This window comes from Dehalococcoidia bacterium (assembly GCA_041653995.1).
Lineage (GTDB): Bacteria > Chloroflexota > Dehalococcoidia > GIF9 > UBA5629 > CAIMUM01.
Window position 1 is genome coordinate 1 of the sequence record JBAZEK010000013.1, and the last position, 14,868, is coordinate 14,868.

20 protein-coding genes are annotated in these 14,868 nt (G+C 55.0%); 10 read left to right on the forward strand and 10 right to left on the reverse strand.

The genetic code is table 11. The features are described from left to right. Nucleotides 1-85: 85 nt before the first annotated feature. From WC359_13520 to WC359_13560, 9 genes are all read right to left on the reverse strand, one after another. Entirely contained in the window at nucleotides 86-1,003 is a 918-nt protein-coding gene (locus tag WC359_13520; GenBank protein MFA5401463.1) for a hypothetical protein, read from the reverse strand. A 1-nt stretch (nucleotide 1,004) separates the two neighbouring features. Beyond that, the gene (locus WC359_13525) at nucleotides 1,005-1,997 is read right to left on the reverse strand and encodes a 6-hydroxymethylpterin diphosphokinase MptE-like protein (protein MFA5401464.1); all 993 of its coding nucleotides are present in this window, start codon (nucleotides 1,995-1,997) and stop codon (nucleotides 1,005-1,007) included. Nucleotides 1,998-2,254: 257 nt separating this feature from the next. After that, a complete protein-coding gene (locus tag WC359_13530) occupies nucleotides 2,255-3,211 on the reverse strand; it encodes a 6-hydroxymethylpterin diphosphokinase MptE-like protein (protein MFA5401465.1) in 957 nt (318 codons plus the stop codon). Between the two features lie 160 nt (nucleotides 3,212-3,371). Next, entirely contained in the window at nucleotides 3,372-3,806 is a 435-nt protein-coding gene (locus WC359_13535) for a hypothetical protein (protein MFA5401466.1), read from the reverse strand. Nucleotides 3,807-3,828: 22 nt separating this feature from the next. Next, nucleotides 3,829-4,425 (reverse strand): hypothetical protein, encoded by a 597-nt coding sequence (locus tag WC359_13540; protein MFA5401467.1) that lies wholly within the window; start codon nucleotides 4,423-4,425, stop codon nucleotides 3,829-3,831. 52 nt (nucleotides 4,426-4,477) lie between these two features. After that, complete coding sequence (locus WC359_13545) at nucleotides 4,478-4,807, reverse strand: hypothetical protein (GenBank protein MFA5401468.1); 330 nt, start codon at nucleotides 4,805-4,807, stop codon at nucleotides 4,478-4,480. Nucleotides 4,808-4,846: 39 nt separating this feature from the next. After that, nucleotides 4,847-5,182 carry a hypothetical protein gene (locus tag WC359_13550; protein MFA5401469.1) on the reverse strand — a complete coding sequence of 112 codons (336 nt, stop codon included), beginning with the start codon at nucleotides 5,180-5,182 and terminating at the stop codon, nucleotides 4,847-4,849. 11 nt (nucleotides 5,183-5,193) lie between these two features. Continuing rightward, nucleotides 5,194-5,850 carry a hypothetical protein gene (locus WC359_13555; GenBank protein MFA5401470.1) on the reverse strand — a complete coding sequence of 219 codons (657 nt, stop codon included), beginning with the start codon at nucleotides 5,848-5,850 and terminating at the stop codon, nucleotides 5,194-5,196. An 11-nt stretch (nucleotides 5,851-5,861) separates the two neighbouring features. Then, nucleotides 5,862-6,572, reverse strand: coding sequence for a hypothetical protein (locus WC359_13560; GenBank protein ID MFA5401471.1), 711 nt, complete (start codon nucleotides 6,570-6,572; stop codon nucleotides 5,862-5,864). 193 nt (nucleotides 6,573-6,765) lie between these two features. On the opposite strand from WC359_13560, the gene WC359_13565 reads away from it, so the two are divergent. The 10 genes from WC359_13565 (at nucleotide 6,766) to WC359_13610 (ending at nucleotide 14,534) form a co-directional block, all read left to right on the forward strand. Beyond that, nucleotides 6,766-8,505: a hypothetical protein gene (locus tag WC359_13565; protein ID MFA5401472.1), complete on the forward strand. Its 1,740-nt coding sequence runs from the start codon at nucleotides 6,766-6,768 to the stop codon at nucleotides 8,503-8,505. A 4-nt stretch (nucleotides 8,506-8,509) separates the two neighbouring features. After that, nucleotides 8,510-8,878: a hypothetical protein gene (locus tag WC359_13570; GenBank protein ID MFA5401473.1), complete on the forward strand. Its 369-nt coding sequence runs from the start codon at nucleotides 8,510-8,512 to the stop codon at nucleotides 8,876-8,878. Between the two features lie 13 nt (nucleotides 8,879-8,891). Further along, a complete protein-coding gene (locus WC359_13575) occupies nucleotides 8,892-9,074 on the forward strand; it encodes a hypothetical protein (GenBank protein ID MFA5401474.1) in 183 nt (60 codons plus the stop codon). Nucleotides 9,075-9,208: 134 nt separating this feature from the next. Further along, nucleotides 9,209-9,652: a hypothetical protein gene (locus WC359_13580; GenBank protein ID MFA5401475.1), complete on the forward strand. Its 444-nt coding sequence runs from the start codon at nucleotides 9,209-9,211 to the stop codon at nucleotides 9,650-9,652. A gap of 52 nt (nucleotides 9,653-9,704) precedes the next feature. Further along, a complete protein-coding gene (locus WC359_13585) occupies nucleotides 9,705-11,309 on the forward strand; it encodes a hypothetical protein (GenBank protein MFA5401476.1) in 1,605 nt (534 codons plus the stop codon). A gap of 177 nt (nucleotides 11,310-11,486) precedes the next feature. Beyond that, complete coding sequence (locus WC359_13590) at nucleotides 11,487-11,990, forward strand: hypothetical protein (GenBank protein MFA5401477.1); 504 nt, start codon at nucleotides 11,487-11,489, stop codon at nucleotides 11,988-11,990. Continuing rightward, nucleotides 11,987-13,051 (forward strand): hypothetical protein, encoded by a 1,065-nt coding sequence (locus WC359_13595; protein MFA5401478.1) that lies wholly within the window; start codon nucleotides 11,987-11,989, stop codon nucleotides 13,049-13,051. The genes WC359_13590 and WC359_13595 overlap by 4 nt, the downstream gene beginning before the upstream one ends. 5 nt (nucleotides 13,052-13,056) lie before the next feature. Then, the gene (locus tag WC359_13600) at nucleotides 13,057-13,692 is read left to right on the forward strand and encodes a hypothetical protein (protein ID MFA5401479.1); all 636 of its coding nucleotides are present in this window, start codon (nucleotides 13,057-13,059) and stop codon (nucleotides 13,690-13,692) included. A 4-nt stretch (nucleotides 13,693-13,696) separates the two neighbouring features. After that, nucleotides 13,697-13,873, forward strand: coding sequence for a hypothetical protein (locus WC359_13605; protein MFA5401480.1), 177 nt, complete (start codon nucleotides 13,697-13,699; stop codon nucleotides 13,871-13,873). 208 nt (nucleotides 13,874-14,081) lie between these two features. Next, nucleotides 14,082-14,534, forward strand: a complete 453-nt coding sequence (locus tag WC359_13610; GenBank protein MFA5401481.1) for a hypothetical protein — start codon at nucleotides 14,082-14,084, stop codon at nucleotides 14,532-14,534. Here WC359_13610 and WC359_13615 read toward each other — a convergent pair. Beyond that, the coding region (locus WC359_13615; protein ID MFA5401482.1) for a transglutaminase domain-containing protein at nucleotides 14,528-14,868 on the reverse strand (341 nt) is incomplete at its 5' end. The two genes, WC359_13610 and WC359_13615, sit on opposite strands and share 7 nt — an antisense overlap.

A 14,868-nucleotide genomic window follows, 5' to 3' on the forward strand; every position in this document is an offset into this window, starting at 1 on the left:
GGCGAGCGCTGCCACCCAGATGAAGCACATGCACTGTAAAAGGAGCAAAAGGAATATGACCAGATACAGCCCCAGCTCGGACATATCATCCCTCGGAGTGCTTGACCCACTCCTCGAACATCAATGGCTCTATCACTCCCGCCTGGTACAGTATGCCCGCTCCGGTGCAGTTGAAGAACTGGATGCCATGCTCCTCCTTGCACTTGGCCAGGACCTCCATCAGCTCCCTCCTTGAGTCAATCCAGTCGAACGTGGTGTACACATAGGCTCGGAGGATTGCATCGTAGAGGGTAACGCAATGCCTCCCCTTGGTCGCGTCCATGGCAGCATCCTCGGTCGGATGCGAGTAGGGCATGCCGATGATGGTAATCTCCTTCGCCCCCAAGGTTATGGCCATGATGATGGAGAAGTAGCCGACGTTGTCACCCCTGGCCCTCGGCTCCAGACCCGTCTCCTTGAAAACAGTGGCGATAAGCTCCTCGCATGTGTTCTCGGGATTGATGAAGGCCATCTTGCCTTCCCAGTTCCTAAGGGCCTCGGGGTTCACGGTCACCGGTACAATGAGCCATACATCCTTGATGGCGTCCGGCCCCCACTGCTCATCCATTCTCTTCCTGAAGTTCTCCATCCAGGTCTGAACATCGGTCGAGGACGTGTTGAGCGCGGTGACCGCAAACGGCTTGACGTACCTGGCTGCGGTCGCGGCAATCTTGTCACAGACGATGACCGGGCACTTGACCTTCTCCAATAAGTGCAGGTTGCCTTTGACGCTCATGGTCTTACCCTTCTGCGCATACTTGCCATCCGACAGTGGCCAGCCTGCGCCCACGATGACGAACTTGGCGGCCAATGGGACGTGCTCGATGCCTCCCCATTTCCTGATTAGTGGAAGATTGGCCTCATAGTTGGTGAACCACTCGTTCTGCACCCTGCTCAGCACCTCTTTCTGCAATTTGTTCCTCATCCTGCTGTCGTATGGGTCAAAACCTGCCAGTTCATCCATTTCACTCCACCTCCCGGTTCAGGAAGTCCTCGACGGTCTCGTCCGGCCTCATGCATATGGCCTTACCGTCCTTCAGCTCCTGAGCACTAATCTCCAGGTCTTTTATCTCCTCCTCGGTCAGGGGCTCATCGTCCACACCATTGATGAAATCGTCAAGGCTCTGCGATGTAATGTATGGAGAGAATTTGAGCAACGGGCTGGTGCCGAGATAGCGCACTGCTCCAGGGCAGTCGTTGACCGCTCCGATGAAGTAGGCGATAAACGACTTGAACACCTTGGATATGGCCACGAACTTCATGCTCTTCGACTCCGGGTAGTAGAAATACTCGTAGCCCCTGGCCTGCTCGTGCGTCCAATCCTTGCCCGGCTCCTCGCAGAAGTCGATGCCTAGTATGCCAATTCTCTTGTACAGCAGCTTCCTGGCCAGGCAGAACGCGCATGTCCCTACGTTCCCACCGTGAGGGAACTCTGGCAGATTGTTCATCCATCCCCACATCTGACTGACCCTATATGGCTCGTTCTCCTTGGCCGAGACCGCGGGGTTGAAGAAGTATATTTTGCAGCCTGCTTTTTTTAGGAGCTTTATCGTGCCAGGATAGGCCACGGAGGATACTAAGAACCTGACGTTCCTGAAGGCACTGTCATCTACATACTCTACCTTGACCGGGCTGCCAAAATCTATGATGTCCCGAGATATGAACTCCTCCATCCATCTGAACTGTGATGCGGATATGGGGTGAGCATCGAGGAGCACTACCCACCCAATCCTCAACCCCCGCTTGAAGCAGCGCTCAAAGGACTTGTTGGTGACGATTATGTCCCCTTTAAAATCCTTGAGCTTCAGCAGCTCCTCGTCAGTGAGCGATGGTGATGCACCGATGACAATGCAATCGTCGGCCCTGAACAATGGCAGGTCCTCAAAGCTGAGAGACTTTTTGCATGCCTCTAAGTTCTCCGCGATGTGCCTTGACCACTCAGGTATAAGCTCCTGCATGGCCTCGAAATTCAGTTGCTGTACCTCTGCCTGGAACTCCTCGTTGACGTTCTTATCCTCTTTCTTGATTCAAACCACCTCTGCAATGTACGCTAAGAGCATTATGAAAAGTAAGGTCAGGGACAAAAGCACAAAGATGTTTCCAAGCCAGGTGAACATGGACGGCCCAAACATATCATCGCGGCGTCTTCCGATGAGACAGAAGACTATGCCAACCACGCACATCACTACCAATGCCAGTGCGGAGCCCCATGCGCTCATGAATACCTCGCCACAAAGTCCTTGACATCCATATACGGCATGCCGTCCTTCGTCCGCTCCGGTCGTCTCCTGGTGTACATAACCCCCATCTTGGTGAGGTTGATGACGTCGAAGTCCGGTCTCAGTTCTCTAACGTCACTGTACCACTGCATCATGCCGTGGAGGTAGGACTTGAACATGGGAGTAATGCAGTACAGCATGTCGTCCTCAGGCGCGTAGTGCCACTCGTAGCCATCCGACTGCTCATTGGTCCACATGGCCCAGGAGCCCGGTCCATGGCAGTGCTCCAGGCCGAGGATGCCCACGGGGTTCGCACCCCATTGGTACGCCAAGAGCATGGAGAATATGCCCACGTTCCCCCCGGTGTCGATGGTGCCCCTGTTGGAAAGCAAGCTAATGGTCTTGTCGATGTTCTCCACGAACATGTCACTGGTCGACGGATTGTACCAGAACACCTTGTCAGGGTCCGCGTGGGCCAGTATTTCGTCCGTCACTGACGGATGGGTCATGGTGGAGAGCACCACATTGGACATGTAGAGATTGTCCCGGACAACTTGGTGAGCGAAGTGAGGAAGTATCTCATCGGTCGGGTGCACGACCGTCACGAATTTGGGAGCGACATGATGAGCATAGCAGCGCTTCAAGGACTTGTTGGTGCAGATTATGGTACCTGGATAGTTCCTTAGAACCATTATCTGCTCATCTGTTATGGATGGACCGGCACCGACGACTATCGCAGAGCCTTTTATGGCATCAGGTGGCAGCCACTTGTTCTTTCTCTCGAACTTACGGATGTTGTACGCAAAATTATTGAGCCAGTTCTCCAGCTCACCCTTCACCGTCACGTTGGAGTGCAGGATGGCATTGATACGCCCCTGCTCATTGCATAAGGTGTCCAGCACGCCTATCAGGCCAATGTCTTCCTGCATACCGGCCCATTCATTGAGCTTCATCAGGTCTTGCAGATAGCATTTCAGCTTAGGACTAGGCTCTTCCTCTGATATGTTCTCCCCTCGAAGGTAAAGGACGGTTACAACTATATGGAATTAATGGTGAATAAAAATAAGATGAAAAGGTTTAGTGACTCAGGGTCGGTGGGTATTATTAACCTACCTAAAACCCTGGGTCCGAGGGAATTAAAAGCCCGCCGATGGTTATGACACAGGTGCTGACGGTGTTCTTGATGACGCTCACAACGCCCTTGGCCACCATACCCTTTATGTTGTTCATGAACACATTGGGCCCTGGGGTCCAAGATGACATGGACGGCACGGTCACTCCAAGACGGAAGGAGCCCGCGGAGCCAACAACGGTCCCATACTTGAAGAGGAACTTGGACCTCTTGACGGGGTATCCACCGATATTGATGAACCGGAAGTGGAACTCCTTGCCTGCCGGAATCGTCGCCAATGTGATGGAGCCCTTGGTTATGGTGGAGAGCCCACATATGGTGGCCTCGCACATGACCTCGTTGAACATCGAGAACGGCTTGCCGTCCAGGTTCCTGCCGTACTGCTGCTCGTAGTTGAGCTTGGGATAATCTCTCATTTCCTCGTCGTCCGCCATTCCATCACCTCTCGATACCGAGCATGGTAATCCGCCTGTGCTGGATTGTCTGGTCCTTGCATCTCTGGATGAGCTTGGCCAGGTCTCCCGGTTTCAGGTTGAGATGCTCCGCGCTCTTGGGGTTGTTCAGGTCGCAGCACATGAGCTTGCGCCCGATGAAGTGGAGCTTGGGAGTAATGGACATGCCCCACTTGTTGTAGACTGCGAAAGAGGGCTTCTCGTTGTGCCTCAGGAAGAACTCGTACCTGGGGTCGATGAACGGTGAGGACTTCTCATCGAAGTAACCGACCTGGGGAGTGGTCGTGGAGGGACGCTTAATCATGTACGGGCACCTGCGTATGGACCCGGCCAACATTTCCGCGTACACCTGGCCGATGTCTATGCCGCACCGTATCTGGTACAGCGAGCGCCACGGGTCCTCTTCCCACTGAGGTTCCAGGTTGGAAATCTCAGTGAAGTTGCTCAGCGAGAGCGTGGTACATGCCGCCGCCCATGCCATGTCATAAACCAAGCCTTCGGTCTTCTGGACCATCCAGAACGACCAGTTATCATCATTGTCTATCAAGACTAATATGTCGCCTTCGTTTGCCAACGGTTTCATGTTCTTGCACCTCCTTTAAGAGAGAGAGTCAGAGGGGAAAGGGGCTCATCGTTCAAAATCCGATGAAGTCGTATGTGAATATACACGTAGTGTATGATGCCGCCGTCGAGCGGTTGACCCGGACCTTCCTATCGGCCAGGGACTGCGTGAACATCGTGGTGGACACGTAGGGCCACATGGCCTTGAAGAGCGTGGTGGACTTGCTTGCGGTATGAGCTTTCTGAGCGCTCACGTTCGCGTACACCAGCTTCCTGAAGTCCGTTGTTATGGTCTTGACCGTGGCGCTTCCGTAGAAGTTGGCCCTGCCGACCTGCTGCACCATCCGGTGACCTGAGGCCATCTCCATGACCATGAGCCAACTGGTAGTTGCTAGGTTTGCCATCTCACCATACCTCCATAAAGGGGTAAGTCATCGGGCACCTCAGTACCCGATGAATGAGTAGGTGAAGATGCACCCGGATGCGTTCGCGTTGCAGGTCACTCTGTTCACGACAATCTTTCTTTTTGCCAGGGTCTGGGTGAAGTTCGTGGTCGAGAGATAGGGGAACACCGCTTTCACGGAGTTCATGGTCTTCGCCGCGGCCAGTGGAGGCTTTTGAGCGTTCACTGTTCCATACACCATTCGCCTGTAGTCCGTGGTCAAGGTCTTGGTCTTGGCCTTGGCCACGAACTGGGTCCGACCAACAGTCTGTACCATCCTGTGGCCAGAGGCCGCTTCCAGGATGATATGGAAAGTGGTGGTGGTGATAGCTGCCATCAGCTACCACCTCAGTCCGTTATCTGCTCGGTAATCAACCTGCTCTTGCCAGCGAAGTAGAACCCTAACAGACCCATCTCTTCCACCGTGGACACCACAGCGCAGGACGCCTTGATGTTGATGGCGGAGTTGGGCTCGATGATGATGGGCTTGGGCAGGCAGATGTATCTCTGCTTGGACAGCCTCATCGGCACAACTGACCAGATGGGCAGCTTGTCGGAACCGGGCTGGAAGTACAGTTCCAGAGTGTTCGGGATGGGCTCCAGGTTGAAGTAACCATATATCATGATGATAGCATGGTTGCTCACTGTGAACGGACCAACGAAGTTGTCGGACGCGGACCAGAACAATGAGGTCGACGCACCGGACGTCCATCTCCACCTGTTGTCAGGCAGGTGAACGTGGCATGGTCTCAGAGGAGCAATGCCGAACTCGTTGGACAGGGGCTGCCATCCGCCGAACTTCTGGGTGAACTTCTGCTCACCGAGAAGGACGCACTTGACGATTCCAGCAACGACACGGGCGGACACATTCACGTTGGGAATAATGTTCTCCAAATCGTTGTAGAAGTACGGAAGCATCTCCTTCAGTGTGTCCCGAGACCCATTATAGGCGAACTTCACCTGGTCGAGGTTGATGGGGTCATAAGGCTGCATTAGGTTTGCCATGACATATCACCTCAGTAGGACTCCACGTTCAGCAGGTTGGGCATCATGACGCCGACCGGCTTGGCCACGTTCGGCCTGGCCCCAGCATAGCGGGGGAGATTCATCCTGTACGCTCCAATCGGTGCCGTCGCGGTCATACCCTCGACGTACTTGAGCGCACCATTCGCAAGCAACGCTGCCCCACCGGTGAGCATGAAGGTCTTCATGCCTTCTTTCTTGACCTTGCCAGACATTGCTGCAAGCATCAATGCCGCGCCACCGACCACGCCAACCATGGGGCCGAGCTTGGCATACCACTGGGTTCCCAGTGGCTGGAACTGCTCATCTATCCGGTTCAGGGCATATCCGCCACCGGTTCCGAGCACGAGCGCTCCACCGATGGCCATCACTGCATCTTTCTTAGCGACCACAGATATACCTCTGTAGTTGGCATCGTCATCTTGCATAATTAACCTTTCGCTGTTTTTGGAGCTTCTTCTGCTATCTTTCACAACTTGCTTGAGCACACCGACCTTGCCGCCTAGCTCCTCAAGCTCGGCCTCGGTCTTGGTAGCAATGACGTCTGCCGTCTTGTCGGTAGCGTCCGATAACGAGGCTATGCCGTTGACCGCGGTCTTGGCCTTCTCGATGTTCTTCCTGCACCATCCGCAGCGCGTCGCTTCTCTTGCCTTGTTAAGCTCAAGCTCCGCTCTCTTGAGATGCAGTTTCATCTCCTTGGTCATTGGACATACCTCGTGAGTGAATCAGATACTGACGTCATAAAGATTGTCATGGTCTCATTGATTTTACGTTCGTAAGCAAGTTTTCTGCACATAGCAGCAAATCAGCAAATGATGATATGCTGAAAATTTGCTGAGCAAGTTGAGCGAGTGAGTTAAATATGCTGAGCCTCATTCATGTTTCAGAGGTATATTCATGGTCGAAGAAAATGGAGAGTTCTTCTGTGATGAGTGCGGAGCAGGGCCGTTCAAAACGGCACAGGCATTAGGTGGCCACGGTCGCGGTCACGTCAAGAAGAGGGAGAAGGAACAGGCCAAGGCAACTTCAGCAAGACCGGCAGCAAATGTTGAGCAGGCCGAGCCTGTCGAAGTTACTTCCGCTCCTCAGGAATATGCTAGGGTCATGGACGATGAGGAGGAGAGCGACACGAGGGAATGGAAGTCCACCTTCGACCCCACCAAGACCAAGCACCCCGATGTGCTGACGAACCTCCGGGACATATTGTACTACAACATGGTATCCCCCAGGGCCGCACATGGTGTCGTCCAGCAGTTCCAGTTCTACGAGCCGGACAACGTCGTCAAGCTCGGTGAGATACTGACCAACGCCATGGTGCCGCAGAGCCGGGCCAAGAACATCTTGGACACGTACAAGAACATCCTGTCCCCACCACAGCAGAGGACCGAGCCTATGCAGAGAACGAAGATGGCCGACCCCCTGACCTACGACCCTGCCGCGCTGATGAACATGAACCCATTGGAGCGCTTGCAGTGGGCAGCGTCCATGAAGCAGTATGGCAAGAACATGCAGTGGATGCAGAGGATGATGGACGAGGCCATGAACGACGGGGCAAGGCCGAACAGCATGTACGGCTCCAGCAATATCCCTCCCGAGATACAGGTCCAGCTCAATAAGCTGAAGGAGCTGGAGGAGAAGGATAGGCTCAGAGACGCGATGAGACCGTTCCTCGAAGAGGTACGTGAGACCAGACGTAAGATGGAGGAGCTGTCCACAGCCAAGCCCAAGGAGCAGGACTTCAACTCCTACCTCATGCAGCTCGCTACCATCAAGACCCTGGGTGGCGATGAGAAGATTCAGGAAGAGAGATTGAGGTTCGAGGCCCGGCAGGCCGAGCTGCAAGCTCAGAGGGACGCGGAACTCAGGCGCTTCGATGAGCATAAGGAGCAGATGAGGAGTGAGAACTCCAGGATACAGATTGAAGCTCTCAAGGCCGCGCTCGGCTCCAAGATTGAGAGGCTACAGGAGGAGGTGGCCGACAAGAAGACCGCCAAGGAGGACATACTCAAGACCCTGCAAGAGGCCAAGAGACTTCAGGATGGGTTGAAGGACCTCGGGGTCGGCGGTACTGAGAAAGAGGATAAGACCATGGAGATGGCCGGTCAAATCATCGGTACGGTCTCCGAGGTCATGCAGCCGGTGCTGATGGAGTTCGCACGCTCAAGAGGGGGCGGGGGCGCTCCTCCACCCACCGGACGGGCTATGCCGACGCTCCAGAACCGGGCCGGGGCCCAAGCGCCAGTGACTAAGCAGTTCAAGTGCATGAACGATGCTTGCGAGGCCACGTTCCCGGTCGTTGGTGACCCACCAGAGGTCATCTGCCCTAAGTGTGGTGCCAGTCACACCAAGCCGGGGGCCCCTTCGGCTCTACCGACGCCCATGGCCACGCCGCGCACGGCTTCGCCCATCCACAGTAACGACATTGGTTATGGGAGCATGGGTCATTTCAACCTCGAATCCGAGCTTTCCGGCGCTCCCGGATACATGAGCGCTCCATCAGCAGATGGACGGGAGAAGCTGGATGCGCTCTCGGACAACGACCTGGCGTCCCTGGCCCAATCCATGGGGTTGAACCCCCAGGAATTTAACGACAGGCACAGCCTCATCGATGAGCTGCTAAATCTATCTGGAGCATGAGCGCATGTTCAAGCCCATTGGGGACAGCCTAGCGACCATGCTCATATCGACCGCCCTGGTTCCGCTCATCGAGGAGTACGCCGGGCCCGATTGTGAGAACCTCAAGGCCGCCATCAGTGACAATATAGATATTGTTCAGCTATACAGAGAGCAGGGGCAGGAGGCCACTTCCTGGACCTTTGACCGGGTCCAGCCCATCGCCCGCAGGTTCAAGGACAGCGCACACCTCATCACATCCGCCAATGTGCTGAAGTGGCTGTCCGATGCGCATCGCCAGGACATTGTAGACGTGGTGCACACTGAGCAAGGTGGTGAGGAGTGGCTGCGACTGACGCTTGAGAATGTCAGGAGGGAGCTGTTTGACAGCAGGTGATGCAAATTGGGGAATGTTGGAGCTATATAAGGAACAGCTCAACGAGCTGAAGGAGCTGAAGAAGGGCATCAGAGCGATGAACGAGCTTCTGGAGGTGCTCGTCGCGCTGTATTCCATAGACCGCGCAACGGCCATAGCCATTGCTTCAAAGGAGTGCGAGGGTACGGAGACAATCGAAGAGGTCGAGGAGACCTAATTTGTAAAGCATAGTGATTTATTAATACACTCATATACCACTTAGCGTGAGGTATATCCCCAAGGAGCCGCCACAGCCCGAGGACTCCAAAGATGAGATGAAGGGCCTTCTAAAGGTGTGCGAGGAGATACTGGATGTCCTCTCGGGTGATTCCAATGGGCAACGCAGACAAGGACGGTTTGGCTGAACTTAGGCCAATCTTGGGCAATATACTGGATGCGGTCAGAGAGTATCATGGTGATACCCAGTGCAAGGTCCAGAAGATTGCTGAGGATGTGGCGAGGTTGCAGCAGAGCGATTGCGCGACGACCGGACGCCTGGACAGGACACGGGAGGACCTCATCGACCTGAAGGAATCGCTCGATGAACGGGACAAGGACCTCAGGAACATGGTGACCGTGGCCATAGCTCAGTTGGAGGCCAAGCTCTCCGGGAAGGCCGATGCGGCGGTCGTATCGGACCATGGAAAGAAAATCGATGAGAAGGTCGATAGCAAGTCCATCGGCACATGGCTCGCCATCACTGGCACCATCATTGGGCTAATATCCTTCGCTCTCGGGTACGTCATCCATCCTTAGATAAGGCTAATATCTAGTATTCCCATTCTGGAGATGAGGTATATCCGTGGCGATGAAAACTTGTTACATAGCGGTCTCCATATGCCCATCACAAAGTGTGGAAGCTGGAAGCGTCATAACCATCGGTGGTGCGCTGTACTACTACGATGGTGTTACGCGGATGGATGTCATCAATGAGCGATTGTATGCTCAGGTGTACAGAGGTTCCGTCTCCCCCGAGAACCTGGTATCAAGCAACATCAGCTTCCTCTCACGTCCAGCAGGCTCTGTGGAACCTTGCCCCGGTGTCGCATATACCTTGCCTACGGTCACTGGCAACTATATCATTGTGGTCAATCACGACCCTTGTGTCAGTTACTCCGGTGCCTCTAACCAGGTCTCGATTACCGCTGTCGAGCCCTTCGTCTGCAACCAGGGAGATGTCAGAAGCCCCACGACCTGCTGGGATGGCAGCACCATCTATGGCGAGGTGTGCTCTGGCAATGAATGGTTACCTTCTGGTGCATCCTGCCCGACCGAGACCGAGGACGGCGCTATACGGAACATCACCTATTGCTGGGACGGGTCCATACAATCTCAGGAAGTGTACTCACGGGCGTCACATACTTGGGTGCTCCAGACCTTCACCTGCCCGACAGAGACCCCGGACGGCGCTACTAGAAATGCTGTGTATTGTTGGGATGGAGTTACCATCCAATCCCAGGAAGTGTATTCGAGGGCAACGCACTCTTGGAACCTTGAGACATACACCTGTCCAACTGAGACGCCGGATGGCGCTGTACGTAACACGACCTACTGCTGGGATGGTAGTATCGAGTCGCAGGAGGTCTACTCTCGCGCAACGCACTCTTGGAACCTCCAGACCTTCACCTGCCCGACAGAGACCCCGGACGGCGAGGTCAGGAACATCGTGTACTGTTGGGATGGAAGTGTACAATCTCAGGAAGTATACTCACAAGCTACCCACTCCTGGAGCCTTCAGACATTTACATGTCCAACGGAGACCCCTGATGGTGCTACCAGGAATATCACCTACTGTTGGGACGGAACCACCATCCAGTCGCAAGAGGTTTACTCCCAGGCCACGCACTCTTGGAACCTGGAGACATACACCTGTCCAACTGAGACGCCGGATGGAGAAATCAGGAACATTGTGTACTGTTGGGACGGTGTTACGGTCCAGTCCCAGGAAGTGTACTCACGGGCGTCACATACTTGGGTGCTCTACACATATTCCTGCCCGACCGAGCCTGCGGAAGGTGTCGGCAATCCTGATACGGCCACTATCTGCTGGGACAACTCCATTGTCTACACTGAGATTTGGAGCCGGGCCGTTCATAGCTGGGTGCCCAGCGGTCGTTCCTGCCCCACCCAGGTCTGTACTCCCGGTGATACAAGGTGTATAAATGACATCGAAGAGGTCTGCAACGGATACGCCTGGAACTCCAACGGCCTGCCCTGCTCGAACGAACCATGCAGTGAGGGTGCTTATGAGTGCCGGAACGATGGGCAATACTGGGCCTGTGTTGATGGAACCATGAACCCAACCGGCGAGCCTTGTGCAGCCCCCATGAGCAGCCTGCCGTGGTGGCTAATCATCCCCGCAGTAGCATCTGTCGGCCTATACGTCCTCTCTAGGGGGGGTAAGAAAAGATGAGGCCGGGAGCAGAGCTGCTCAGTCCCGAGCAGGTAAAGCTGCTCGTCATGGGCCTACTCATGATTACTGCGGGGTACTCCTTGTACAAGGCATATACGTGGAAGTAGGTTTAATAGCTACGACCGCGATTCCAGTACGAGGTATGTCCATGGCGCTCTCCAGTGGAGGTGTGGTATAATGCCCACCACAGCGATACAATTACTTATCTCTCCACAGCCCGTCATCAAGGGCCAGGAGTTCATATTATCCGCGACCCTGATGTCATGGGGTCAACTTCTCGCCAGTGCCACCATCAGGTTCAGCTACGCACATGAGAGCAATCCTGCGCAAAGGGCACAGCTCGGTTCTATAGTGACCAACGGAGAGGGCATTGCCGATGGGTACTTCATCTTGAATCTGGGTGGCAACTATGTCTTCTACGCGACCTTTGATGGCTCTGGAGAGTTCGAGGCCTCAGAGACCAGCGTGACCGCGGACCTCATCTGCGGGGACTGCGTGACCGGGGACGTCATCCACGAGACCTGCTGGAATGGTGAGGTCATACCTTACAAAGTATGCGGTGGAGATACCTGCTGGCATGATTCCGACCTGTTCACATGCGAGCCCCGGCCCGTGCAACCTTATGTCTATCTTATCGCTGCGGGTGCTGCGGCGCTCGCATTGGGGATGGTATTGAAATGAACAGGTTGGTCATGGGCATAGGTGCCCTGGCCCTCCTGGGCGGAGCATATCTCTATCTCAACAAGCCCAAGGAAACTACAGAATGTCAGGCTACCGACTCCCCATGGTGCGATGAGTCTGGAACACCGTTCCAATGCTCCAATGGGAAATGGGTGCCTGGCGGCAACCCATACATCTGTGACACCCCCACCGGCCTGGCCTGCAACAAGGTAGGGGACTTCATCCTATGCGAGGAAGCGCCATCCGATTACTGTGCCATCGAAGGTTCCGAGGCCTGCTTGGGCGGCACGTCGCTGAAGTGCCTGAACCATGCCTGGACCGAGGGAGGAGCGGCCTGCGCCGACAACCGATGCTCGGTCAAGCCCTGCCCCCAGATGTGCTACGGAGATGACCTGCTCATTGCAGCTCCCGTCCGGTGCGTCATGGACGGGGCAGAGAACGTTTGCCAGTATGTCATGGGTGTCCAGGACTATGGATATTGTAAGTACCCATCTCCAGGCACGATAGAGGTCTACATCAATGGCGTGCTGTATGACCGGACGAACCCCCCCATCTTCCAGGGTATTGGGGAGGACGAGTGCCAGGTATGCAGTTGCGAACTTCCGGGAGCGTGCAATTACAATCTCTTCAGAGGGGTGGACCTGGACATCACCTTCAAGGTCCTTGACAACATGAACCGCCCGCTCCCTGGCTGCGACATCTATGTCAAATGGGAATGCCCAGGCGACATCATGGGCCTGAAGATACATGAGAACCCCCCACGCGGTCCTGAGTGGTGCGGGGATTATAAGGTCTTCAACAGCCAGCAGGATATGATACTATACACGGACGCGAACGGGTTTACCACTCCAGGAGACCTCTTCCTCACGCAGATAAAGAGCGGGAACGCGGGAGGGCTGTACCAGCTAAAGCTAACGTGCAACTTCCACGACCCCAGCAACATCCAGGCCCCGCTGCTCATGAAGTATACCTTTAACATAATGGGCATGGGTCCGTTCGGCGGCCTAGGTATGGAGACTTACAACACCTGCCAGTACAAAGAGTTCGAGCAGGAGAGCTGATTGATATGGGACTAATCGGTAGAGCATGGAACGACGAGCTGGGCAAGGAAGTGGACATCTACGATACGGCGAACTCCGTGCCCGATGATTATGTGGGAACGCATGTGGCCATCCCTGAGGAAATCGTTCCTTACAATGAGCGCTTCATCGGCGGTCTGGCCTATCTCCGGGAGGCGACCACGGGCTCGATACCCAGCATCTATCCCATGCCTGCATCGCATCCCACGTTCACGCCTGACGACATATTCTATCAGCAGCCGACCGGAGCATTGATACCGCTGCTCAAGCCCCTCCTGCCTTTCATCGTGCGCATCCTGGCCTGGGTGGCGCTCATGGTGGTGTGTATCGTGGTCGCGGTTACGTTGATGAATTATGGGCAGGACGTCACCGAATACACCAACCCAGACGACCCTGACGAGGTGTGCAAGCTCGTGACCATCCACACCTCGTTCTACGCCTACACCTACGACACCTGCACACAAGAGGTTGTGGACACGGCAGAGCTGCCTGGGGGTGGCGGCTCCATCAGCGACATAACCAATATGATACTCACCGCGGGCCTGGTCCTAGGTGGTGGCTACATCGCCATCAAGTACATCTTACCAGAGTTGATGAAGAAAAGAGACAACAAGGGTGGTTGAAACAATGCCGAAAGTATCGAAGACCGGAATGTCCATGAGCATGTACGAGATGAAGGCTCTGGGCTGTGTCGGTGCGGTCGTACTGACCGCACTGCTATGGAATAGTGGATGGCAGAAGTCCGCCGCAATGACCGCAGGAATGGCCACGGTCCTTGGGCTCGATACCTATTTGGGGGCATGAGAATGGCCCTCATGAGCAGGAAGACCGTCAAGTACGTGGCCCTCGGAGCGCTCGGTGCTCTATTAGTCTACGGACTGTATACAATGTCCAAGCAGCCCATTGGTGCCCGTCCCCGGATACCTACTGGATACACCCCTCAGATGCCTTACGCGGGCTCTAACCTTCGCTGGGCGGATGTGAACAGCATCGAGACCTACTGAGGGATGTCATGAGGCTGGTCGAGGCCGCTCTCCTAGCCATAGGCGCGGTCGCGGTGGCTGCGTTCTTCAGCAAGAGTGTAGGAGGTGCCGTGACCGAGGGTTGCATGTGCTCCGGCTCCGATGCCATCTACTTGCAGTGCCCGGACGGCAAGTACATCACCGTCAAAAGATGTGATGGCTGCAAGTACATCTACACTGATGAAACATGTGAAGAGGGTTGCCAAACGGGGCAGTTCATCTCTCAGTCGTGCGCCGACGGAGGCTTCATCAACGCATATGGATGCCAGAGCAATGAGTGGGTGCCGACCAATGAGTCGTGCCCTGATGCCCTGTGTGAGGAGGACTCGACCATCGAAGTGCAATGCTATGATGGGAGCATGATAGCACGCTCCAGGTGCACTGGCGGCCAGTGGGTGAACACAGGGCAATCATGTTTAGAGAACGTCGCCTACTATCAGTAGAGCGCGTCCTCTGCTTTGTGTAGATAGTCGCATCCGTTCCTCCAGGTTATGAAGTAGTCCGCTTCATATCCCAGGGAGGCCCGGTTGTCCAGCTTGTAGACCATGCCCAATGTGGTCTCTATCAGCCACCACTGCCCACTGGAGTCCATTGCCTCGACCCACATGTGGTAGCCTTCAGGAACGGAGCCGATGACCAGCCTGGTCTTGTAGCCAATCGATTCCAGCATGGAGCCGACAAGCATGGAAGTATCTTCGCAGTTGTGTCCGATGATACCGTTCTTGAACACGAAGGAGTGTGTACCTTCCACAGTTATGTCCATGGCCCGGCCTTCTC